Annotated in this window: 23 protein-coding genes; 12 read left to right on the top strand and 11 right to left on the bottom strand. The window is 70.6% G+C overall.

Going from position 1 to position 20,990, the window contains the following annotated elements:
• The first annotated feature begins 123 nt into the window (after positions 1-123).
• Together VGC18_RS14880 and VGC18_RS14875 are read left to right on the top strand one after the other, a co-directional pair.
• Positions 124-1,005, top strand: a complete 882-nt coding sequence (locus VGC18_RS14880; RefSeq protein WP_331098786.1) for a universal stress protein — start codon at positions 124-126, stop codon at positions 1,003-1,005.
• The gene (locus VGC18_RS14875; protein WP_331098784.1) at positions 1,002-1,850 is read left to right on the top strand and encodes a universal stress protein; all 849 of its coding nucleotides are present in this window, start codon (positions 1,002-1,004) and stop codon (positions 1,848-1,850) included. The genes VGC18_RS14880 and VGC18_RS14875 overlap by 4 nt, the downstream gene beginning before the upstream one ends.
• Before the next feature lie 64 nt (positions 1,851-1,914).
• Here the strand turns inward: VGC18_RS14875 and VGC18_RS14870 are convergent, their stop codons facing one another.
• Positions 1,915-2,436 (bottom strand): universal stress protein, encoded by a 522-nt coding sequence (locus tag VGC18_RS14870; RefSeq protein ID WP_331098782.1) that lies wholly within the window; start codon positions 2,434-2,436, stop codon positions 1,915-1,917.
• A gap of 230 nt (positions 2,437-2,666) precedes the next feature.
• Positions 2,667-4,058 (bottom strand): FGGY family carbohydrate kinase, encoded by a 1,392-nt coding sequence (locus VGC18_RS14865; protein WP_331098780.1) that lies wholly within the window; start codon positions 4,056-4,058, stop codon positions 2,667-2,669.
• A 147-nt stretch (positions 4,059-4,205) separates the two neighbouring features.
• Between VGC18_RS14865 and VGC18_RS14860 the strand changes: the two genes are divergently transcribed.
• The 5 genes from VGC18_RS14860 (at position 4,206) to VGC18_RS14840 (ending at position 9,178) form a co-directional block, all read left to right on the top strand.
• A complete protein-coding gene (locus VGC18_RS14860; RefSeq protein WP_331098778.1) occupies positions 4,206-5,366 on the top strand; it encodes a glycerate kinase in 1,161 nt (386 codons plus the stop codon).
• Entirely contained in the window at positions 5,363-6,004 is a 642-nt protein-coding gene (locus VGC18_RS14855; RefSeq protein WP_331098776.1) for an NADPH-dependent F420 reductase, read from the top strand. The genes VGC18_RS14860 and VGC18_RS14855 overlap by 4 nt, the downstream gene beginning before the upstream one ends.
• Positions 6,005-6,048: 44 nt before the next feature.
• Positions 6,049-6,870, top strand: a complete 822-nt coding sequence (locus tag VGC18_RS14850; RefSeq protein WP_331098774.1) for an arginase family protein — start codon at positions 6,049-6,051, stop codon at positions 6,868-6,870.
• Positions 6,871-6,924: 54 nt separating this feature from the next.
• Entirely contained in the window at positions 6,925-7,707 is a 783-nt protein-coding gene (locus tag VGC18_RS14845; RefSeq protein ID WP_331098772.1) for a crotonase/enoyl-CoA hydratase family protein, read from the top strand.
• Positions 7,708-7,771: 64 nt separating this feature from the next.
• The gene (locus VGC18_RS14840) at positions 7,772-9,178 is read left to right on the top strand and encodes an NAD(P)/FAD-dependent oxidoreductase (protein ID WP_331098770.1); all 1,407 of its coding nucleotides are present in this window, start codon (positions 7,772-7,774) and stop codon (positions 9,176-9,178) included.
• Here the strand turns inward: VGC18_RS14840 and VGC18_RS14835 are convergent.
• Entirely contained in the window at positions 9,160-10,392 is a 1,233-nt protein-coding gene (locus tag VGC18_RS14835; protein WP_331098768.1) for a glycosyltransferase, read from the bottom strand. The genes VGC18_RS14840 and VGC18_RS14835 overlap by 19 nt on opposite strands.
• Positions 10,393-10,521: 129 nt before the next feature.
• Here VGC18_RS14835 and VGC18_RS14830 point away from each other — a divergent pair, with 129 nt between their 5' ends.
• A complete protein-coding gene (locus tag VGC18_RS14830; protein ID WP_331098766.1) occupies positions 10,522-11,364 on the top strand; it encodes an SDR family NAD(P)-dependent oxidoreductase in 843 nt (280 codons plus the stop codon).
• Positions 11,361-12,221, top strand: a complete 861-nt coding sequence (locus VGC18_RS14825; RefSeq protein WP_331098764.1) for an SDR family NAD(P)-dependent oxidoreductase — start codon at positions 11,361-11,363, stop codon at positions 12,219-12,221. Before VGC18_RS14830 ends, VGC18_RS14825 begins: the two co-directional genes overlap by 4 nt.
• A gap of 35 nt (positions 12,222-12,256) precedes the next feature.
• Here the strand turns inward: VGC18_RS14825 and VGC18_RS14820 are convergent, their stop codons facing one another.
• The 3 genes from VGC18_RS14820 to VGC18_RS14810 all read right to left on the bottom strand — a co-directional run bounded on the left by VGC18_RS14820 (position 12,257) and on the right by VGC18_RS14810 (position 14,746).
• Positions 12,257-12,613, bottom strand: coding sequence for a siderophore-interacting protein (locus VGC18_RS14820; RefSeq protein WP_331098762.1), 357 nt, complete (start codon positions 12,611-12,613; stop codon positions 12,257-12,259).
• Positions 12,614-12,924: 311 nt separating this feature from the next.
• Positions 12,925-14,340: an amidase gene (locus tag VGC18_RS14815; protein WP_331098759.1), complete on the bottom strand. Its 1,416-nt coding sequence runs from the start codon at positions 14,338-14,340 to the stop codon at positions 12,925-12,927.
• 40 nt (positions 14,341-14,380) lie between these two features.
• Positions 14,381-14,746: a hypothetical protein gene (locus VGC18_RS14810; RefSeq protein WP_331098757.1), complete on the bottom strand. Its 366-nt coding sequence runs from the start codon at positions 14,744-14,746 to the stop codon at positions 14,381-14,383.
• A gap of 31 nt (positions 14,747-14,777) precedes the next feature.
• On the opposite strand from VGC18_RS14810, the gene VGC18_RS14805 reads away from it, so the two are divergent.
• Both VGC18_RS14805 and VGC18_RS14800 read left to right on the top strand, forming a co-directional pair.
• On the top strand, positions 14,778-15,629 hold the full coding sequence (locus tag VGC18_RS14805) for an SDR family oxidoreductase (RefSeq protein ID WP_331098755.1): 852 nt from the start codon (positions 14,778-14,780) through the stop codon (positions 15,627-15,629).
• 24 nt (positions 15,630-15,653) lie between these two features.
• Positions 15,654-15,980 (top strand): DMT family transporter, encoded by a 327-nt coding sequence (locus tag VGC18_RS14800; protein ID WP_331098753.1) that lies wholly within the window; start codon positions 15,654-15,656, stop codon positions 15,978-15,980.
• Positions 15,981-15,995: 15 nt separating this feature from the next.
• Here VGC18_RS14800 and VGC18_RS14795 read toward each other — a convergent pair whose 3' ends face one another.
• The 5 genes from VGC18_RS14795 to VGC18_RS14775 are packed head-to-tail and all read right to left on the bottom strand — an operon-like array spanning position 15,996 to position 19,722.
• On the bottom strand, positions 15,996-16,574 hold the full coding sequence (locus VGC18_RS14795; protein WP_331098751.1) for an N-acetyltransferase family protein: 579 nt from the start codon (positions 16,572-16,574) through the stop codon (positions 15,996-15,998).
• Positions 16,575-16,598: 24 nt separating this feature from the next.
• On the bottom strand, positions 16,599-18,005 hold the full coding sequence (locus tag VGC18_RS14790; RefSeq protein WP_331098749.1) for a DHA2 family efflux MFS transporter permease subunit: 1,407 nt from the start codon (positions 18,003-18,005) through the stop codon (positions 16,599-16,601).
• Positions 17,995-18,537 (bottom strand): PadR family transcriptional regulator, encoded by a 543-nt coding sequence (locus VGC18_RS14785; RefSeq protein WP_331098747.1) that lies wholly within the window; start codon positions 18,535-18,537, stop codon positions 17,995-17,997. The genes VGC18_RS14790 and VGC18_RS14785 overlap by 11 nt, the downstream gene beginning before the upstream one ends.
• Positions 18,538-18,555: 18 nt before the next feature.
• A complete protein-coding gene (locus VGC18_RS14780; RefSeq protein ID WP_331098746.1) occupies positions 18,556-19,236 on the bottom strand; it encodes a uracil-DNA glycosylase in 681 nt (226 codons plus the stop codon).
• A gap of 9 nt (positions 19,237-19,245) precedes the next feature.
• Positions 19,246-19,722: a phosphoribosyltransferase gene (locus VGC18_RS14775; protein WP_331098744.1), complete on the bottom strand. Its 477-nt coding sequence runs from the start codon at positions 19,720-19,722 to the stop codon at positions 19,246-19,248.
• Positions 19,723-19,760: 38 nt separating this feature from the next.
• Between VGC18_RS14775 and VGC18_RS14770 the strand changes: the two genes are divergently transcribed.
• A complete protein-coding gene (locus VGC18_RS14770) occupies positions 19,761-20,972 on the top strand; it encodes a M20 family metallopeptidase (protein WP_331098742.1) in 1,212 nt (403 codons plus the stop codon).
• Positions 20,973-20,990 lie beyond the last annotated feature (18 nt).

Raw genomic sequence — 20,990 nt, 5'->3', positions numbered from 1 at the left:
CCGTCCCCCGGCGGCGCGTGGCGATGTTGATTCGTGGGACCTTCGGCCCGATGACCGGCCCGACGATCTGCCAACCTCGAGTCGAGTACAGAGACGTGCTCAGGGGAATGAGAGGTCGATCTCATGAACAACACGATCATTGTGGCCATCGATGGTGGAATCGCCAGCGAAGCGGCACTGCACTGGGCGGCCGAGTGGGCGAGATCCGTGCAGCTCGACCTGGAACTGTGCACCATCGCCGACCTGGCCTGGTCCCCCGAGAACGAGAGACTGCTGCTGCCCGCCTATCAGCGGGTGCTGGATGCCGCCGTCGGTGAAATCGCCGAGTTGGCCGGGCCGGTACGGGTGACGGCAACCCTCCGCCACGGCAATCCCACCGCGGAGCTCATCGGCGGGTCGCGATCCGCCGCGCTGCTGGTGATCGGAACCCACAAGACGAGTCGTCTCGCCGGGCTGATCCACGGCACACTTCCGCTCAAGGTGGCCGCCGAGACCGTCTGTCCGCTGGTCGTGGTGCCAGCGACCTGGACGACCTCGTCCGGCCCCGTCGTCGTCGGTGTCGACGATGACACCGACCACAGGGCCATCGATTTCGCCGCAGACGCCGCACGCCGCCTCGGTGAGCCCCTGCTGCTCGTGCACGCCTGGGACGTGCCCTCGACCGTCGCGACCGACTTCCTCGGCAGGGGCGACCTCTACGAGAGCATGCGCGACGGCAATGCCGCTCTGCTGACGAAGGTGGCCGGTCGGCTGCGGCGGGCCCATGACGGCCTCACTGTGACCGAACGGCTGGTCTACGGGAATCCGGCGATCGCGCTGTCGGAGGCCGCGGAGGGAGCTTCGCTCGCCGTCGTCGGCACCCATCACCGCCGCGCCATCGCCGGCATGATCCTCGGCTCGGTCAGCCACGACATCCTGATGAACATGCCGTGCCCGATCGCCGTCGTGCCGCCTGGCCAACTCACGACCGGTTCCACCGACGTCGTCGAGGTGCAGCCATCATGACGGGCAGAGCGGTCGTCGCGGTGGACGGTGGTCCGGCATCCGATGCGGCCCTCGGCTGGGCGATCGACGTCGCGAAACGCCTGTCGCTCGACCTGGAGATCGTGGCGGTGGTCGACCTGGCCGAGGCCTCGCCCGAGCAGTTCGAGAGACTCGAGCCGCCGTATCGCCAGGTCCTCGACAGTGCCATCGAACGGGTGTCCCGCGAGGCGCCGGCGATTCACGCCGTCTCGGTGATCCATCACGGACCCCGCAGGACCCGGATCGTCGAGGCATCCCGCGACGCCTCGATGCTCGTCATCGGGTCGGACAAGCCCGGGACGGTGGTCGGACTCCTGCACGGGACGCTACCGCTGCAGCTGGCCGATTCCGCGGTGTGCCCGCTCGTCGTCGTCCCGAGGCAGTGGACGCCGGGTGGAACCGCCGTGGTCGTCGGCCAGGGCGACACCACCGACAGGGAGGCGCTGACCTTCGCCGTCACGCAGGCGACGGCGACCGGGCAGCCCCTGCGGATGGTGCGGGCCTGGGACGTCCCCGGCCTGCTAGACGCCTATCTCCTCGGCCGCGGGCTGGTCTTCGACGAGGTCAAGAGGGTCAACGGTCAGGCGCTCGACAACACCGTGCGACTCGTCCGCCAGACCTACCACGAGCTGATCGTCGAAAGCCGGTTGAAGCGGGGCAATCCCTCGGTCGTCATGCTCGAGGAGGCGCGCACGGCATCGCTCGTCGTCGTCGGGACCCACCGATACGGACCCGTCGCCGGGCTGCTGCTCGGGTCGATCGGGCACGACCTGCTGCTCAACGTGCCGTGTCCGATCGCGATCGTCCCGCCGCAGAGCGGCCGCTGAGACTCGGCTCCAGGGCGATGGCCAGCGTGGTCGCGCCCGTTCCCGGCCGGTCAGGTTCCGCCGATCAGGCCCGCGCCTCGACCGGAAGAGAGTCGCCATGCGCGAGAAGCGACTCGCCGTGCATGACGAGCGTCGGGCAATGCGAGTATTCGGCGCAGGCCGAGCTCACCGAGCCGAGCAGCAGGCCGGTGAATCCGCCGTGACCGCGGCTGCCCATCACCAGGAGGTCGGCGTCCCGGCTCAGCGCGACCAAGCGCCTCGCCGTCGATCCCTCACAGACGGTCTGCTCGAACCACGACGGGACCGCCGTGCCGAAGACCTCGCTCGTCGCCTCGGCGAGGACCTGCTTGGCGTCGTCCTCCGGGGACCATTCCGGAGGGATGTAGCCGGCGACGGACGCGGGAAACTGCCACACATCCACGGCCTCGACCGATCCGTTCAGCGCCTCCGCGAGGACGACGGCCTGCCGCAGGGCGGCGACGGAGGCCGCCGATCCGTCCACCCCGACGATGATGTGCGGGCGCCGGACCGCCCCGTCACGGACGTCGATGTCACTTCTTTCCTGGGTCGTCATTGATGCAGTCATAGCCGTAGCACTACTCGCGGGGCGCAACCGTCATTAGGGCCTTAAGTCATATCGCGTCGTGCAACCGGACACGCCCACGGTTAATCCCCACCCCGATTCCCGCGCCTCGCCTCGCCTTGCCTCGCGAAAAACGAACTCAAGGGACACAAAGGCATGCTCGGCCGGGCAACGAAGCGTCATTCTTGTCCCCTGAGCCCATCGGGCCTGGAAGGACCGGGACGGGACGGCTTTCAGACGCCGTAGAGGGTTCCGCGGGCGGTGCCGTAGCGGACGCGGATCTCGGATGCCCATCCGGACCCCGTCGGCTCGAAGGAGCGGGCGAGGGCCCGCTGCCACTGCGGCGCCTCCGCACCGCCGGCGAGCGCCCAGGCGGCCTGCCGCGCGGCACCGAGGGCGACGTATTCCGCGGTGACCGGCACCTCGACGGGCACCCCGAGGATGTCGGCCGCGGCGGCCTGCAGGGTGGCGGACTGGGCCCCGCCACCGATGAGCAGCACCTTGTCCACGGCGACCCCCTGGGCGCGCAGGGCGTCGAGAGCGTCCGCCGTTCCGCAGAGCAGTCCGAGCACGGTCGCCCTGGCGAGGTTCTCCGGTGTCATGTTGTCGCGACGGAGGCCGAGCAGGGTCCCGGTGGCATCGGGCAGGTTGGGGGTGCGCTCGCCGTCCAGATAGGGGATGAGGGTCAGCCCGGCGGCACCCGGGTCGCCAGCGGAGGCGAGCCGGTCGAATTCCGCCAGGTCGACGCCGAGGAGGCCGGCGGTCGCCGAGAGCGTGCGCGCCCCGTTGAGCATCGCCAGCAGCGGGAGCTGTCGGCCGGTCGCATCCGCGAATCCGGCGATCGCCCCGCTCGGGTCGACGATCTGCGTCTCGGTGGAGGTGAAGACCGTGGCGCTCGTGCCGATGGACACGGCGACCTCGCCCGGCCTGAGCCCGAGCCCGAGCGCCGCGCCCGCGTTGTCGCCGGCGCCGACGCCGACCACCGCACCGGCCGCGGTGCGACCGGCGATCTCCGCCGGACCGAGCACGGTCGGCAGCTGTGCCGCGTGGCCGAGGGCGAGCTCGAGCAGATCGGTGCGATAGCGACCCTCCGGCACCGAGAAGTACCCGGTGCCCGAGGCGTCGCTGCGATCGGTGGTCGGATCGGCGGAGGCGCCGAGGATGCGCCAGGTCAGCCAGTCGTGCGGCAGCAGCACCCTGGCGACCTTCGCGGCCAGCTCGGGATGCGCCTCCGCCAGCCAGGCGAGTTTGGTGATCGTGAACGAGGCGACCGGCACGACGCCGATCTCCCTCGCCCAGGTGTCGCGACCGAGCTCGTCGGCGAGCCGCGCCGCCTGCGGTGCGCTGCGGGTGTCGTTCCAGAGCAGGGCGTCGAAGACGGGCGCATCCGCCGCGTCGAGGGCGACCATCCCGTGCTGCTGCGCGCTCACGGCCAGCGCGGCGACGTCGCCGAGGTCTCCCCCGCCGGCGGCCTGGAAGGCATCCCACCAGCGCTCAGGGTTCACCGCTGTGCCCTCCGGGTGTGGAGCGGAGGTGGTCCCGAGAAGCTGCCCGGTCTCCGCGTCGATGCGGACGATCTTGGTGCTCTGGGTGGACGAATCGATGCCGGCGACGATGGTGGTCATGCGGCTACTGTAGCGAATATGTTGCCGCTCACCACTAATCGGTGATCCCGGCGGCGGCCAGGCGGCGACGGAACCGGCCCGGCTTGCCGCTCGCCGCCTCGCTAACCTGGGTCCGAGAGGGCACGCGGCACGGGAGAGCGGGGCAGGATGTCCGAGCGGAGACGAGCGGCCGCGAGCCTGTCGGTGGTTGTCGCCCCCGACTCGTTCAAGGGCTCCCTCGGTGCCGCGGGAGTCGCCGCGGCGATCGCCGCCGGGTGGTCCTCTGTGCGGCCGGGCGACACGATCCGCCTGCTGCCGCAGGCCGACGGCGGCGAGGGCACCCTCGAGACCATCGAGGCGGCCGTGCCCGGCTCCGTGCGGCACGAGATCGGCCCGGTGACCGGACCGGACGGACGGCCGACGCCGGGTGTCTGGCTGGAGCTGCCGGACGGCACGGCCGTCGTCGAACTTGCGCAGATGTCGGGACTGCCGCTCATGGACCGTCCCGATCCGCTCGGCGCCACGACCTTCGGACTCGGCGAGGTCATCCGCTCCGCCGTCACCGCGGGGGTCCGTCGCCTGCTCGTCGGACTGGGAGGCTCCGCATCGACCGACGGCGGAGCCGGGGCGCTCGCGGCTCTCGGACTGCGCCTGGCCGACGGCTCGGATCTCCCCCCGGGTGGCGCGGCGCTCGCCGACCTGACCGGGCTGGACCGCTCCGGGCTACTCGCTCCCCCACCGGACGGCGTCGTGCTGCTGACCGATGTGTCGGCGCCTCTGCTCGGCCCGGGGGGCGCCGCGGCCGTGTTCGCGCCGCAGAAGGGCGCAGACAGGGCGCAGGTGGGCCTGCTGGAGGCGGCGCTGGCCCGCTTCGCGACTCTGCTCGGCGACGGTGCCTCGATCCCTGGCAGCGGTGCGGCGGGAGGCGCCGGATACGGGTTCCTCGCCGCCTGGGGCGCCAGGGTCGAGCCGGGGGCCGGCTATCTCGCGACGATCACCGGGCTCGATGAGGCGATCGTCTCCTCCGACCTGCTGCTCACCGGCGAGGGCCGCTTCGACGCGACCTCGACCGGCGGCAAGCTCGTCGGTGAGCTGATCCGGATGGCCGGCGACCGACACGTGCGCCTCGGCCTCGTCGCGGGGCAGATCGCCGCCAGGCCCGTCGCGCCCGACGGCACCGAGCCCTGGTCCGTCGCCCTGTCGGACCTGGCCGGCTCGGTCGACTCCGCCGTGGGCGAGCCGGCCCGCTGGCTGTTCGAGGCGGGCAGGCGAGCGGCCAGGGAACTCCCCCGCGACGCTCAGGCGGCGGTTCCTAAAATGGGGACATGACAACTATCGGAATCATCGGTGCAGGGCACATTGGCAGCCAGATCGCGCGCAAGGCGATCGAGAACGGCTACGACGTCGTGATCAGCAACTCGCGGGGACCTGAGACGCTCACGGAGCTGGTCGCCGAGCTCGGCGAGCACGCCCGCGCCGCGACGGCCGTCGAGGCGGCGGCGGCGGCCGACGTCGCCGTCGTCACCGTGCCGTTCAAGGCCTACCTGGACATCCCCGTCGAGCCGCTCGCGGGCAAGATCGTGATCGACACCAACAACTACTACTTCGAACGCGACGGACACTACCCCGAGCTGGACAACGGCGAGGCGACGGTCTCCGGCCTGCTGCAGGAGCACCTGCCGACGTCGAAGGTGGCCAAGGGCTTCAACGCCATCCAATCGCAGCTGATCACCGAGCAGGCGCTGCCCGCCGGCGACCCGAACCGTCGCGCGCTGGCCACCGCGTCCGACCACGAGGATGCCGCGGCGTTCGTGGCCAAGCTCTACGACGAGTTCGGCTTCGACACCGTCAACATCGGGCCGCTCTCGGAGAGCTGGCGGGTCGAGCGCGACCGACCGGCGTACATCACCCGCGCGACCGTCGCGGAGCTCACGGAGAAGCTGGCAGCCGCGCCGCGCACCGTCTAGGGACGACGCGACACGGCGATCCCGGTGGCGGCCATACTTGAGGGGTGGCTGCCACCTTTTTTGTCGTGCCCCAATGGCAGGGCTCCGACTCCTCCAGAGCGATGCGTCTTGTTGACGGAGCGGAGGCGATCAGGGGCGACCTGCCTGCGGCAGCCACCGTCACCGTCGAGGTGCCCTCAGAGGCGGGCAGCGACGAGGGCAGCGGCGTCCAGCGGCTGAGTGCGCTCCGAGCGATCAGGGATGCCCAGCTCGCCGCGATGCACGGCGCCGCCGGTCTTCCGATCACGATCGGCGGCGACTGCGGTGTCGCCCTGGGGGCGATCGAATCGGCCGCGCGCGAGGACGAGCGGCTCGCCGTCGTATGGTTCGACGCCCATCCCGATCTGAACACCCCTGACTCGTCGAGGCACGGGGCCTTCACGGGCATGACCCTGCGCACCCTGCTCGGCGACGGCGCCTCCGCTCTCGTTCCCGCCGTGCCGATCTCCGCCGACCGGGTGATCCTCGCCGGCGCCAGGAGCTTCGACGACGCGGAGAGCGACTATCTCGCGTCCGCGCCGATCGTCGGGCTGACCCCGGAGGATCTGGATGCCGAGAGCATCACCGAGGCCCTGCGGAGAAGCGGCGCGACCTCCGTCTATCTGCACATCGACGTCGACGTGCTCGACCCCGCGGAGCTCGCCGGAGTCGGCGACCCGATACCGTTCGGGCTGTCGCTGCCGCAGCTGCTCGAGGCCATCACGGCGGCGAGATCGCTCCTCCCGCTCGCCGGAGCCGGCATCTCCGGTTTCGCGCCGTCGTCGCCGGAGGCGGCCGCCGACGATCTCGGCGCCATCCTGCGAATCGTCGGCGCCCTGACCCGGTGACGGCGCCCGCGGCTGCGTTTACGATGGAGTGACCGTCATCTCAGGAGGCCAGCGTTGACCGAACGAATCACCGTCGACCGAGATGGAGGGGTCCTGCTCATCGGCCTCAACCGGCCGGAGAAGCGCAACGCGGCCGACTACCTCCTCCTGCAGGAGCTCGCCGCGGCCTATGGGGAGCTCGATCGGGATACCGAGCTGCGGGCCGGCTTCGTCTTCGCCCACGGAGAGCACTTCACCGCCGGTCTCGACCTCGCCGACGTCGGCCCCCGGATCGGGCCGGAGGGTCTCCGGATCGAGCAGGAGGGCGGCCTCGACCCGTGGCAGGTCTCGGGCAGGCGGCTGACCAAGCCCGTCGTCATCGCCGTCCAGGGCACCTGTCTGACCCTCGGGATCGAGCTCATCCTCGCGAGCGACATCGCGGTCGCCGCCGAGTCCACCCGATTCGGGCAGATCGAGGTGGCCCGCGGCATCCTGCCGTTCGGCGGCGCGACGATCCGCTTCCCGCGGGCGGTCGGCTGGGGCAACGCCATGCGCTGGATCCTCACGGGCGATCCGTTCGACGCGACCGAGGCGCACCGCATCGGCCTCGTGCAGGAGGTCGTCCCCGACGGCGCCCAGTACGACCGGGGTCTCGAACTGGCCAGGAGGATCGCCGTCCAGGCGCCGCTCGCCGTGCAGGCGGCCCTCGCAAACGCGCGCCTCGCGGTGCGGGAGGGCGACTCGGCGGCGGAGGCAGCGCTCCAGCCCGAACTCGTCCGGCTCGCCGCGAGCGAGGATGCGCGGATCGGCCTGGAGGCGTTCCTCGCCCGCACCGCGGCGGACTTCGTGGGCCGCTGATGCGATCCCGTCCCCCGGATCCCCGAACGACCACACGATCGAACAACCACAACCAGGAGGAATGATGACCGACACGACATACGACCTCATCGTCATCGGAGCGGGGGCCGTCGGGGAGAACATCGCCGATCGCGCCGTGCAGGGCGGGCTCACGGCGCTGCTCATCGAGAGCGAGCTCGTCGGCGGCGAGTGCTCCTACTGGGCCTGCATGCCCTCGAAGGCCCTGCTGCGCAGCGGAATCGCCCTGCGCGCGGCGAAACAGGTCGGCGGCGCCAGGGAGGCCGTCACGGGGAACCTGGATGTCTCCGCGACCTTCGCACGACGCAACGGGTTCACAAACGACTGGGACGATCAGAGCCAGGTCGACTGGGTCGCCGGCGCCGGCATCGACCTCGTCCGCGGACACGCCAGGATCACCGCCGAGAAACAGGTCACCGTCGACGGGGTCGTCTACACCGCCAGGCATGCCGTCGCGGTGAGCGTCGGTTCCGATCCGCTGCTTCCGGACATCCCGGGCCTGAAGGACGTGTCCCCGTGGACGAGCCGCGATGCCACCAGCGCCAAGGCGGCCCCGACGAGCCTCGCCATCATCGGCGGCGGCGTCGTGGCCGTGGAGATGGCGACCGCGTACGCCTCCTTCGGCACGGAGGTCACGGTGCTCGCCAGGACCGGGCTGCTCGGCAGTGAGGAGCCGTTCGCCGGGGAGGCCGTCGCCGCCTCCCTCGGCAGGCTCGGTGCCACCGTGCGGCTGGGCACCTCGGTGGCCTCCACCAGGAGGACGGAGGCCGGCGTCGAGCTCACCCTGGGCGACGGCGGCACGGTGACGGCTCAGGAGGTGCTCGTGGCCACGGGACGCGTCCCGCGCACGACCGATCTCGGCGTCGACTCCCTCGGCCTCACGCCGGGAGACTGGCTCGAGGTCGACGACACCATGAGGGTGACCGGCTTCGACTGGTTGTACGCCTGCGGGGATGTCAACCATCGGGCGCTGCTGACCCACCAGGGAAAATACCAGGCCAGGGCCGCGGGCGATGTCATCGCCGCCCGGGCACTCGGCAAGCCGGTCTCCGACGGGCGCTGGGGGACGCACGCGGCGACCGCCGACCACGAGGCGGTGCCGCAGGTCACCTTCAGCGACCCGGAGGTGGCCTCCGTCGGCCTCACCGCCGTCGCCGCGGAGAGGGCCGGTTATGAGACCCGCGTGGTCGACTACAACCTCGGCTGGGTGGCCGGCGCATCGCTGCAGGCCGACGGCTACGAGGGACAGGCCCGCATGGTCGTCGACGAGAAGCGCGGGGTCATCCTCGGCGTCACCTTCGTCGGCCAGGACGTCTCGGAGCTCATCCACGCCGCGACGACCGCGATCGTCGGCGAGGTGCCGCTCGACCGGCTCTGGCACGCGGTCCCTGCCTATCCCACGATGAACGAGATCTGGCTGCGGCTCCTGGAGACCTACGGAAGGCCCGCGTAGACCCCGAGGAGCGCGGTGGCGGTCGCCCCCCAGGTGAAACCCTCCGCGTGATCCCTCGCCGAGGCCGACAGCCGCTCCAGGCGGGCGGCGTCGTCGAGCAGCTCGGCGGCGGTCCTCGCCCACACCCGCGGATCGCGGGAATCGACGAGATACCCGGACCTCCCCTCGGCGACGGACTCCACCAGGCCACCGACCCGAGAGGCGATCACCGGGGTGCCGCTCGCGGCCGACTCGAGTGCGACGAGACCGAAGGTCTCCGAGCGGGAGGGGACGAGCGTGAGCGTCGCCGCCGCGAGCAGGTCGGCCAGGTCCTCGCGCTGCAGGGCACCGGTGAACCGCACCTCACCGAGGATGCCCAGCTGATCCGCGATGGCCGCGAGCGACGCCGCGTAGGAGCCGTCTCCCGGGGTCGGCTCCCCCGCGATGACGAGCACCGGCGACCAGCCGCGCAGGGCGTGCAGTTCGGCGAGGGTACGGATGGCCAGCCGCTGGTCCTTGAGCGGCTGCATCCGGCCGACGACCGCCAGGATGGGGCGGCCGGGCTCGATGGACAGGCCCGCGCGCAGGCGGGCGCCCGCGGCATCCGCCCTCTCCGGAGAGAACATCCGGATGTCCACCCCTGGCGGGATCACCCACACCCGGTCCGGCGGGGCGCGCAGCTCGTCGATGAGGGCGGTCGCCTCGGCAGCGGAGCCTGCCACGATGGCGCTGGCCTGACTGGCGAGATACCTCTCGGTGCGCACCCGCTGCTCCGACTCGGCCGTCTGGCCGAGCGCGAGCGAACGGTTCTTCATCGCGGCGATGGTGTGGAAGCTCTGCACGAGCGGGATCCCGAGCTCGAGGGCCACGGGGAGGATCGCCAGACCGCTCAGCCAGTAGTGCGCGTGGATGACGTCGTAGCGCGGCCTGCTGCGATCGGTGAGCTCGGCCACGGCCTCGCCGAACTCGTCGGCGACCTCGAACAGCCTGTCCTTCTCGATCGGTCCGGTCGGCCCCGCCCGCAGCTCGTACAGCCGCACGCCGTCCCGCAGGTCGGCGATCCTGGGCTCGCCGGTCGCGCGGGTCAGCAGGTCGACCTCCACGCCGCGCCCGGCCAGCTCCGCGGCCATGGCCAGCACGGCGACGTTCATGCCGCCGGAGTCGCCGGTGCCGGGGGAAGCGGAGGGAGAGCTGTGCATCGTCACCATTGCCACTCGCCGAAGCGTGCCCGCCATGCTGCAACTGTATTGGCTGCGGGCGGGCGAACGCTGGGCGTAGCCTCCGCGCGTTATTCTCGTCTGAGGGTGTTCGCCTCGTCCACGCAGCAGCACGTTGCAGGGGCCGCCCCGGAATAGGCGACGGCTGTGGCATCAGGCAACAAGGACCTCGACGGCGCGACGATGGTCATCACGGGTGCCAGTTCCGGCCTCGGCAGGGCAGCCGCCGTGGCGCTGGCCGACCGCGGTGTCGAGGTCGCGGTCGTCGGGCGCAATCCGGAACGCACCGGGGCCGTCGCCGCGGAGGTGGGCGGAAGGCCGTTCGTCGCCGACTATGACAGGCTCGACGACGTGCGGGCGCTGGCGGATGCGCTGCTGTCCCGCTATGAGCGCATCGACGTCCTCGCCAACAACGCCGGCGGCCTGATCGGCAAACGCGGAATCTCCGCGGACGGGCACGAGAGGACCTTCCAGCACAACCATCTCGCGCCGTTCCTGCTCACCAATCTGCTGCTGGAGCGCCTCACGGCCAGCCGCGGCCGGGTCGTCTCCACGGCGAGCGCGGCCAACCTGGCAGGCCGGGTCGATCTCGACGACCTCGAGTGGAGGAGACGGACCTGGCTGGGCGGATGGCCGGCGTATGGCACCAGCAAGCTCGAAACCATCCTGTTCGTCAAGGAGCTCGCCCGCCGCACCGAGGGAACCGCCCTGGAGGCATACTCCTTCCACCCCGGCTTCGTCGCCACCGGCTTCGGGGCCGACTCCTCCCTGCTGCGGCTCGGGCAGTTCGTCAGTCGCGGCCACCTCGGGATCAGTCCCGCCCAGGGTGCCGCGCCGCTCATCCATCTCGCCGCCTCACGGGACATCGGCTCTCCGAGCGGCACCTACTTCGACGGGCTGAAGCCGAACGGCAGGGCCAGGAGCGCCGCGGAGGACCCGGCCCTGGCGGCGCGGCTCTGGGAGAAGAGCGCGGAGCTCGTCAGACTGTGACCGCGAACCAGGCGCCGGTGCCGGCGAAAGACAGCCTCGACGGCAGGACGATCGTCATCACCGGGTCCAGCTCCGGTCTCGGCCGGGCGGCCGCCATCGAATTGGGCAGGCGCGGCGCCACCGTCGCCGTCGTCGGCCGGAATCCCGAACGGACCGCCGAGGCCGCCCATCTCGCCGGCGGCACCGCTTTCGTCGCCGACTTCGACCATCTCGATCAGGTGCGAGGCCTGGCGGATGCGCTGCTCTCCCGGTACGAGCGCATCGACGTCCTCGCCAACAACGCCGGCGGCCTGATGACCTCCCGCCAGGTCACCGCCGACGGCTTCGAGCGCACGTTCCAGTCGAACCACCTGGCTCCGTTCCTGCTCACCAATCTGCTTCTGGAGCGCATCACCGCCGGTGGAGGCCGCGTCCTGTCGACGGCAAGCAGCTCGAACACCATCGCGAGGCTCGATTTCAACGACCTGAACTTCGAACGGCTGCCCTGGCGCGGCGGCTGGCAGGCCTATGGCACGACGAAGCTCGAGACCATCCTCTTCATCAAGGAGCTGGCCCGCCGGACGGCGGGAACCGGACTGGATGCCTACTCCTTCCACCCCGGCTACGTCGCGTCGAACTTCGGAGCGGAGATCGCGATCATGAAGTTCGCGCAGGCGATCAGCGTCGGCCGCCTGGGACTCAGCCCGGAGCGGGGTGCGGAGCCGCTCATCGTCCTCGCTCAGGCGGCCGATGTCGGCGCACCGAGCGGAACCTATTTCAGCCGCCTGCATCCGAACGGACGGACTCAGCGGATCGCGAACGATCCGGCGGCGGCACGGACGCTGTGGGAGAAGAGCGCCGAACTCGTCGGGCTGTAGGCCGGGCGCTCTCAGTACTGTAAGGCCGGGCGCTCTCAGTCGGAGCTGAGCTCGCGGGCGGCGCCGCGGCCGGCGATCCAGGCGTACACGGTGTGCTCGCGGTCGAACCGTGTCGGCAGCATCTCACTCAGCCAGGCGTCGACGGAGCGCTGGAGTGACTGCCCGCGGTCGCGCACCAGCCAGCAGACGGCGACCCTGCCGGGACCGGAGAGAGTGAGGATGTCCGCATCGGTCGCGACCTCGACGAAGACCTGGCCGCGAGCCTTCTCGGGCAGGGTGGCGAGGAGGGTCTGCATGGCGGGAATGGCGGACTCGTCGCCGGCGATGAGCAGGCGGTCTCCTACAGCGGGATTCCAGGCGATGGATTCGGTGAGAGAGTCGGAGAGTGCCACGCCTCAAGTATGGCATGCCTTACCTAAGTTGCTCTAGGAGTACGGCTGAGATCCTGCCGCGAATCGCACGGGGGGGGACGCGTCTTGGCGACCGAAGACGCCGCCGCGGATGCCGCCTTACGCAGGAGCGGTAGCGAGCATATGCGGGCGCCCCGGAACCGACCTTCCCGGTTTTGTCCTGTCACGTGATGCTGACGTCATGTCGAAGTGACACGACAAAACCGGGAAGGTCGGGTGATCGCGTGGGCCTGCAGCCACACGGATGCGCTCAGCCGCGGACGGAGGACGGGGCGCAGAGGCGGAAGGGCGCGCTACCACTGGGGCGGGTGCCGCCGGTCCCAGCCGAGCCGGCGCTCGAGCTGGGCGCCGATGGCCAGCAGGGTCGCCTCGCCTCCCGGGCGGCCGACGAGCTGCACCCCCATCGGGAGGCCGTCGGCGGTCTGGTACACCGGCACCGTGATCGCCGGGAGTCCGGTCACGTTGGCAAACGACGTGAAGGGCGTGTACTGCACCTGCTGGGCGAAGTTCCGCTCGCCGTCCTCGCTGTCGTACCAGCCGATGGGCCGGGGTGTCATCGCGAGCGACGGCGTCAGCACCGCGTCGAAGCGGGAGAACTGGCGGATGATCGAGCGCTCGTATCGGGCGAGCGCCGAGAGCGCCTCGGCGAGCTGCACCGCCGAGACCTCGCGCCCTGCAGCGACCAGCCACTGGGTCAACGGCTCGAGCAGCAGCAGGTCATCCCCGTGGGCGGGTATCCCGCCCGCACCCGCCTGCCAGATCGTGCGAAAGGCCGGTGCGTAGCTGGGGTCCGGTTCCAGCGACGTCTCCTCGATGCCGTGTCCGAGGGCATCCAGCTCCCGGACAGCGAGTTCGAGGGCGGCGGATGCCTCGGCCGAGACCTCGATCTCGTACGCGTCGTCCCACGGTGATGTGGTCATCACCCCGAGCTGGAAGCGTCCTTCGCCGCGGACGGCCGCGTTCAGCAGCCGGCCGCCGTCCCAGCGCGGCGCCCGAAGGGTGAACGGATACTCGCCCCCCTCGACCATGGCGTCGAGGAGCATCGCCGCGTCGGCGACGGTCCTGGAGAGCGGGCCGGGGACGACCAGGCCGGCGAGGGAGTCGAGCCCAGAACCGCTCGGGACCAGCCCGCGGGAGGGCTTGAGCCCCACCAGCCCGCAGGCGGCCGCCGGGATGCGCACCGATCCGCCGCCGTCGGAACCGGGCGCGAACGGTAGCAGGCCAGCGGCGACGGCGACCGCCGCTCCGCCGCTCGATCCCCCGGCGCCGAGCGACGGGTCCCAGGGCGTGCGGGCGGGAGGGGCGACCAGGGTCTCGGTGTAGGAGGGCAGTCCGAACTCCGGGGCGTTCGTCTTGCCGAGGCTGATGCCGCCAGCCGAATCGAGCACCGTCACCAGCTCGTCCGAGCGCTCCGGCACGAAGCCCCGCATGAGGCGAGACCCGAATCCCGTCGGCACTCCGGCACGATTGCTGAGATCCTTGTCGCCGAAGGGCAGGCCCCACAGCGCGGCGGTGGAGGGCACCGCCTCCGACAGTCCGCGCGCCCGTTGTCGCGCGGCCTCCGCGGTGACGGTCACGAAGGCACCGAGGGCGCCGTCCAGGCGCTCGATCCTGGCCAGGTAGTGGTCGACCAGCTCAAGCGGGGTGATCTCGCGACGGTGCAGCCAGTCCCACTGCTCCCTGGCGCTCAGGTGATGGAGTTCGAACACGTATCGAGCCTAGGACTTGACATCGGGTCTCACCTCCGGGCTATTCGAGCTCGCGCCGCAGCCCGGCGATGAGGCGGTCGAACTCGACCGGGGCGAGACGCAGGACCCTGCGGGCGGCCGCGCCACCGAGCCCAGACATCCGCCGCGCGACGTTGAGGATGTAGTGCTCGACGTTGGACCCGCGCTCATCGGGCACGATGCGGTACTCACCCCGGTACCACCAGCCGCCCTGTTCCACGATGAGGAAGGCGGCATCGTCCGCGAAGTAGGAGCTGCGGGATCCCTCCGACGGCCGCAGTCGCTGGTCGATCGCCTCGAAGACGGCCTTGGGACGAGCCCTGACGTGACCGGAGAAGCTGGCGAGCACCAGGTGGTCCGCGGGACGCTGGCGCGGAGCTTCTGGCATGCAACGACCCTAACGCCGGTAGCCTCTGAGCATGACCCTCGAACTCAGCGGCACCGTCGCGCTGGTCACCGGGGCGAGCAGCGGCCTCGGCGCCGAGTTCGCCAGGCGGCTCGCCGAGCGCGGAGCCGATCTTGTGCTCGTCGCCCGCCGGGAGGACCGGCTGCGGTCCCTGGCCGGTGAGCTCGGCCGCGACCACGGCACGGTATGCACGGTGATCGCCCTCGACCTGACCCTGCCTGATGCCGTGCCGAGCCTCGTCGCGCGCCTCGCCGCCGCGGACATCCGGCTCTCCACCCTCGTCAACAACGCCGGTTTCGGCAATCACGGCACCGTCGTCTCGATCGACGAGGAGCGCCTGCTCGACGAGGTCCGGCTGAACGTGACGGCCGTGGTCGCCCTGAGCCGGGCATTCCTTCCGGAGCTGCTCTCCTCCGGTCGCGGGGCGCTGGTCAACGTTGCCAGCACGGCCGCGTTCCAGCCGATCCCCCGCATGGCCGTCTACGCGGCGACCAAGGCCTTCGTCCTGAGCTTCACCGAGGCCCTCTGGTTCGAGGCCAAGGGCAGCGGCCTGCGGGTGCTCGCCCTGTGTCCCGGTCCGACGGAGACGGAGTTCTTCGATGTCGCCCACAACGAGGACGCCCTCTTCGGCGCCCTCCAGAGCGCGGAGCAGGTTGTCGGGACGGCCATGAAGGCACTCGACCGGAGGCGCCCGCCCGCGAGCGTCATCAGCGGAACGATGAACACGATCCAGGCGAGGAGCGTCGGGCTCGCGCCACGGCGCTTCGTGCTCGACCTCGTGGGGCGGATGGGCGCTCCCGGGCGAGGACGACGACGTCCTGGCCCGTCACGGCCGGCCGACGGCCCCGCACAGCCTCCCCGCTAGCACCCCACCATCGAAGGGCACGTTTTGGGCTACCTGTTTCTCGCCGGGGCGATCATCGCCGAGGTGATCGCGACGTCCGCACTCAAGTTCGCCACGGGCGACGGCCCCAAGGTCGTGCCGTACATCGTCGTGGTGATCGGTTACGTCGGCGCCTTCGCCGCGCTCTCGCAGTCGCTCAGCAAGGGCGTCCCGCTCGGGATCGCCTACGCGGTCTGGGCGGGCGTCGGGGTGGTGCTCGTGGCGGTCATCAGCTGGCTGTTCTTCAAGGAGTCGCTCACGCTGCTCCAGCTGGCCGGAATGGTCCTCGTGATCGGCGGGGTGACCATGCTCGAGCTCGGCGGGAAGCACTGAGGCCCACGGCCGGCGCTACTTCAGCGACTTCTGCAGCAACACCGTGCCGAGCCACCGATCGAACTTGAAGCCGACCTTGCCCATGTGGCCGATCTCCGTGAACCCGAACTCCCTGTGCAGGTGGATCGACGCATCCGCCCCCTTGTCGGCGATCACGGCGATCATCTCCTTGAGGCCTGCCGCCCGGGAGCGGCTGATGAGCTCCGCGAGCAGCGCCCGGCCGAGCCCCTTCCCGGTCGCCGCGGCGCCGAGGTAGATGGAGTTCTCCACCGTGAACCGGTAGGCGGCCTTCTCCTGCCACGGGTAGACGTAGGCGTAGCCGAGGATGTGCCCGCTCGTGCTCTCCGCGACCAGGAACGGCATCTTCAGCTTCTGGATGTGCAGGAACTTCGACCGCTGCTTGGCCAGGGTGATCGGCACCTCGTCGAAGGTGACCGTCGAATTCCTGACGTAGTGGTTGTAGATCTCCCGCACGTCCGGCAGGTCCTCCAGCCGGGCGTCCCTGATCGTGTAGTCGAACGGGACCTCGAGCGGGGGCAGATTCCGCTGCGCCTCGCGCGGCCGATGGGTGGCCTGGTATTCCTCCTCAAGCATGGATACGAGCCTACTGGGCGCCGATCACTCCCCCACGGTGCTGACCGCGGGGACCTCCCGTGAGCGGTCCTGCTTGAGCCAGAGCGAGAGGATGGCGGAGAGGACGGCGATCGCGATGAGGATCCAGCCGACCATGTGGAAGGAGTCGATTGTCGCCGCGATCGTCGCGCCACCGGCGACGAGGGAGCCGAGGATGCTCACGCCGATCGACCCACCGAGGCGCTGGGTGATGTTGAACAGGGTGTTCCCGTCGGCGAGCTGCTCCTCTGGCAGCGGAGCGAGCATCGCCACCAGGAGGGGCGTGGTGACGAAGCCGATGGCGATCGCCCGGCCGGAGAGGATGAGCGCGGTGACCCACAGCGGCGTGTCCTGCTCGAGGAAGAGCAGGAAGACGCTGGAGACGGCGAGGATGACGAACCCGGTCACGACGAGCACCTTGAGCGAGATCCTCGACGAGAGCTTCTGGCCGACGTAGGTGCCGATGCCCATGACGATGCCCTGGGGAAGCAGCGCGATGCCGGTGGCGATGGCGCTGTGCCCCTGCACGTCCTGGGTGAAGACCGGCAGCAGGAAGACCGTCCCGAAGGCGACGACGGAGCAGAGCACCTGCAGGACGAGGGCGAGGGCGGAGTTGCCGTGGCGGATCATCTGCACGTTGACCGCCGGGTTCTCGTGGCGGAGAGCCCAGAAGGTGTAGATCACGAGGAGCACAAGACCGCCGACGAGGGGCAGGTAGCAGATGGGGCTGTCCCAGCCCTCCGTCGTCCCCTCCGTGGCGCCGAACAGCGCGGCGGTGAGCCCGACGGCGAGCAGGACGAAGCCTATGGGGTCGAATCGCGTCGCCCTGTTGGCCAGCGCACCGATGTGTCGCGGAACGCGCACCAGGAGCAGCAGGCCGATGATGCCGACGGGCACGTTGACGAGGAAGATCCAGCGCCAGCCGCCCGCGCCGATGAGCAGTCCGCCAAGGGTCGGGCCGAGGGCGGGGGCGAGGAAGAGGGTCAGGGCGGCGGAGACGGGGATCTTGCCGCCGCCGATACCGTCCTTGCCGAGCAGGATGCTGAGCGCGAGCGGCACGAGCGGGGCGCCGACGAAGCCCTGCGCCGCACGGAAGGCGATGAGCGACTCGATGTTCGGCGCCAGCGCGCAGGCGGCGGAGACGACCACGAAGAGGATCATGCTGACGGTGTAGACCCGCAGCGTTCCGAAGCGCTTGGCCAGGTAGGAGGTCGCGGCGAGCGCGACGCCGAGCGCCAGCAGGTATCCGCTGACCACCCACTGCACGTTGTCGAGCGTGGCCTTGAGCTCGGTGGCGATGTCGGGCACCGCGACGTTCACGATGCTCGAGTCGATCATGCTGAGCAGGGGGCCGACGAGCAGCCCGTATCGGGCGACGGCGCCGAGTGGACTCGCCTGGACATTAGTGGTCATGGTCTGATGTTCCTGCTTTCTTGGTGAGGTCGCGAATCAGGCCGCGGTCGTGCTCGAGGCGATCGAGCAGTTGCTCCATCGCAAGGCTCCGCCATTCATGGGCCGGCGAGTGGGCGATCTCGGCGAGCAGGGTGCGCACCTGGGCGATCCCCGCGTCGAGGACCGCGGCGCGTGCGGCGAGGATCGCCCGGCGATTGGCCGGGGCGATCTCGTTGAAGAAGCTCAGCCGCACGAGGAATTCCTCGTCGTCGCCGGCGAGGTCGAGCGGGAGGGTGGAGATGAGCTCGGTGAACAGCCGCCTGCCCGCATCGGTGATCGCGTAGACCTTGCGGGCCGGCTTGCCCTCCTGCTGCTCGACGGTCTGGGTGACCGCCCCGGCCTGCTCGAATCGGCGCAGATGCGGGTAGAGCGAGTTGTTGCTGAGCGGCGTGAGGGTCGGCCGTTGCACCCGTCGCTTGAGCTCGTATCCGTGAGCGGGCGCGGCACGCAGCACGCTGAGGATGATGATGTCGAGTGCCACACCGTCCATCATGACATAGGTTACTGTGACCTATGCCGGGATCGCCCAATCGATCGGCGCGGCGCCCTGCTCGGCGAGCAGTGCGTTCACCCGGCTGAATGGCCGGGAACCGAAGAATCCGCCCGACGCGGAGAGCGGGCTCGGATGGACCGACTTCACCACGGGGACGGCGCCGAGCATCGGCTCGAGCGAGATCGCATCCCGTCCCCAGAGCAGGGCGACGAGCGGTCCGCCGCGCGCGACCAGTGCCCGGATCGCCGCCTCCGTCACCGCCTCCCAGCCCTTGCCCCGGTGGGAGCCGGAGGCACCCGGACGCACCGTGAGCACCCTGTTGAGCAGCAGGACCCCCTGATCGGACCACGGGCTGAGGTCGCCGTGCGGCGGAATCGGCAGCCCGAGGTCGTCGTGCAGCTCCTTGTAGATGTTCTGCAGGCTCCGCGGCACCGGACGCACATGACGCTCGACGGCGAAGGAGAGACCGATCGGATGCCCGGGGGTCGGATACGGATCCTGTCCCACGACGAGCACCCGCACCTTCTCGAGGGGCCGGGTGAAGGCCCGGAGCACGTTCCTGCCCTCCGGGAGGTATCCCCGACCGGCCGCCACCTCCGCGCGGAGGAAATCGCCCATGGCGGCGACCTGGCCGGCCACGGGCGCGAGCGCGTCCGCCCAGCCGGGATCGATGAGCTCGGAGAGCGGCTTCGGTGTCACCGGACCAGCCTAGGCAGTGACGGGAGGCAGCGACGACCAGGGGAAGGCGATCCACTTCGACGTCTTGCGCCAGACGTAGTCGGGCTCGAGGATGGTCGCCGGCTTGGAGTACAGGCAGGCGGTGCGCACCTCGGCACCCGTCCGGCCGAGCAGCCGGACCACCAGCGCGAGCGTGCGGCCGGAATCGGAGACGTCGTCGACGAGCAGCACGCGCTTGCCGGCGATGGCCGGCTCGTCGAGCATGGGCGGCAGGAGGATCGGCTCGTCCAGCCTCTCGTCGATGCCCGTGTAGAACTCGACGTTGAGGGCGCCGCAGCTCTTCACGTTGAGCGCGTAGGCGATCGCTCCGGCGAGCAGCAGTCCGCCCCTCGCGATGGCGACGACCACGTCGGGGGCGAAACCGCTCCCGTGTACGTTCGCCGCCAGCTCCCGCGCCGCCAATCCGAACTCGTCCCAGCCCAGAACCTCGCGTTTGTCGATGACCATGGACCAACGCTACCGACAAGACGGGGGACACTAGACACATGGACCTGCGTGCGCTGGCCGAGGAGGCCGCCGACTACCTCGAACCGCTGAGATCGATCCGCCGAGACATCCATCGCCGGCCGGAGACGGGACTCCGGCTGCCGAACACCCTTGCCAGGGTGCTCGCCTCCCTCGACGGCCTCGGACTCGAGACCCGCCTCTCGGAGAACATCTCCTCCGCCGTGGTCCGGATCCCCGGCGCGAGGCCGGGACCGACGGTCGTGCTGCGCGCCGACCTCGACGCCCTCGCCCTGCGGGAGGACTCCGGCGAGGAGTTCGCCTCGGAGATCGACGGACGGATGCACGCCTGCGGTCACGATCTGCACGCCGCGATCGGGGTCGGGGCGATCCACCTGCTGGCCACCCACAGCGACCGACTGGCCGGCGAGGTCCTCTTCCTCTTCCAGCCGGGAGAGGAGGGGGACAACGGCGCAGACGCCATGCTGGCCGAGGGAGCCCTCGGGCTCGCGAGGGGCGAGCTGGCTGGCGCATACGGCGTCCATGTCAAGACGGACTATCCCGTGGGTGTCTTCGCCACCCGCCCCGGCGCGCTCATGGCGGGCTCGGCGACCCTCGATGTGACGCTGAGGGGCGCGGGCGGCCACGGCTCGGCCCCGCAGCTGGCGCTCGACCCGAATCAGGCCCTTGCGGAGATCGTCACGGGCCTGCAGACGATGGTGACCCGCCGATTCGATGTCTTCGACCCGGTCATCGTCACCGTGGGCTGGATCCGCGGCGGGGAGCGCGGCACCAACAACGTCATCCCCGACACGGCGTCCTTCGGCGCGACCGTGCGCACCTTCTCCCCGCGCAGCCTCGACCTGGTGGAGCGCTACAGCCGGGAGCTCGTGCAGGGCATCGCGACCGCGCACGGACTCCGCGCGGACATCGACTTCCTCTCCGTGACCGATCCCGTCCTCAACGATCGGCACCACGCGGACCTGGCCGAACGGGTGGCGATCGAGATGTTCGGCGCCGAGCGGTACTCCCCCATGCAGTCCCCGATCGGCGGCGCGGAGGACTTCGCCGCGATCCTGCACGAGGTCCCCGGCGCGTTTGTGTTCGTCGGCGCCTGCCCGCCGGAGCTGGATCCTCAGACCGCGCCGTACAACCACTCGAACCTCGCCAGATTCGACGACAGCGTGCTGCCGGATGCCGCGGCCTACCTCGCCGCGCTGGCCTTCTCCCGGCTGGACGAGCTCGCCGGCTGAGCGCCGCCGCGCCGCACG

Source organism: Lacisediminihabitans sp., from assembly GCF_036404185.1.
Classification (GTDB): Bacteria; Actinomycetota; Actinomycetes; order Actinomycetales; family Microbacteriaceae; genus Lacisediminihabitans.
Note: the sequence above shows the minus strand (reverse complement) of the source record. Positions and strands in the feature narration are given on the sequence as shown.

What these genes read in the sequence shown, in the direction of transcription:
- VGC18_RS14860 (WP_331098778.1), top strand. Translation starts at nt 4,206, where the DNA reads ATGTCCGAGCGGAGACGAGCGGCCGCGAGCCTGTCGGTGGTTGTCGCC.
- VGC18_RS14805 (WP_331098755.1), top strand. Translation starts at nt 14,778, where the DNA reads ATGACCCTCGAACTCAGCGGCACCGTCGCGCTGGTCACCGGGGCGAGC.
- VGC18_RS14855 (WP_331098776.1), top strand. Translation starts at nt 5,363, where the DNA reads ATGACAACTATCGGAATCATCGGTGCAGGGCACATTGGCAGCCAGATC.
- VGC18_RS14775 (WP_331098744.1), bottom strand. Translation starts at nt 19,722, where the DNA reads ATGGTCATCGACAAACGCGAGGTTCTGGGCTGGGACGAGTTCGGATTG.
- VGC18_RS14835 (WP_331098768.1), bottom strand. Translation starts at nt 10,392, where the DNA reads ATGGCGGGCACGCTTCGGCGAGTGGCAATGGTGACGATGCACAGCTCT.
- VGC18_RS14875 (WP_331098784.1), top strand. Translation starts at nt 1,002, where the DNA reads ATGACGGGCAGAGCGGTCGTCGCGGTGGACGGTGGTCCGGCATCCGAT.
- VGC18_RS14790 (WP_331098749.1), bottom strand. Translation starts at nt 18,005, where the DNA reads ATGACCACTAATGTCCAGGCGAGTCCACTCGGCGCCGTCGCCCGATAC.
- VGC18_RS14795 (WP_331098751.1), bottom strand. Translation starts at nt 16,574, where the DNA reads ATGCTTGAGGAGGAATACCAGGCCACCCATCGGCCGCGCGAGGCGCAG.
- VGC18_RS14865 (WP_331098780.1), bottom strand. Translation starts at nt 4,058, where the DNA reads ATGACCACCATCGTCGCCGGCATCGATTCGTCCACCCAGAGCACCAAG.
- VGC18_RS14880 (WP_331098786.1), top strand. Translation starts at nt 124, where the DNA reads ATGAACAACACGATCATTGTGGCCATCGATGGTGGAATCGCCAGCGAA.
- VGC18_RS14870 (WP_331098782.1), bottom strand. Translation starts at nt 2,436, where the DNA reads ATGACTGCATCAATGACGACCCAGGAAAGAAGTGACATCGACGTCCGT.
- VGC18_RS14785 (WP_331098747.1), bottom strand. Translation starts at nt 18,537, where the DNA reads ATGATGGACGGTGTGGCACTCGACATCATCATCCTCAGCGTGCTGCGT.
- VGC18_RS14770 (WP_331098742.1), top strand. Translation starts at nt 19,761, where the DNA reads ATGGACCTGCGTGCGCTGGCCGAGGAGGCCGCCGACTACCTCGAACCG.
- VGC18_RS14840 (WP_331098770.1), top strand. Translation starts at nt 7,772, where the DNA reads ATGACCGACACGACATACGACCTCATCGTCATCGGAGCGGGGGCCGTC.
- VGC18_RS14810 (WP_331098757.1), bottom strand. Translation starts at nt 14,746, where the DNA reads ATGCCAGAAGCTCCGCGCCAGCGTCCCGCGGACCACCTGGTGCTCGCC.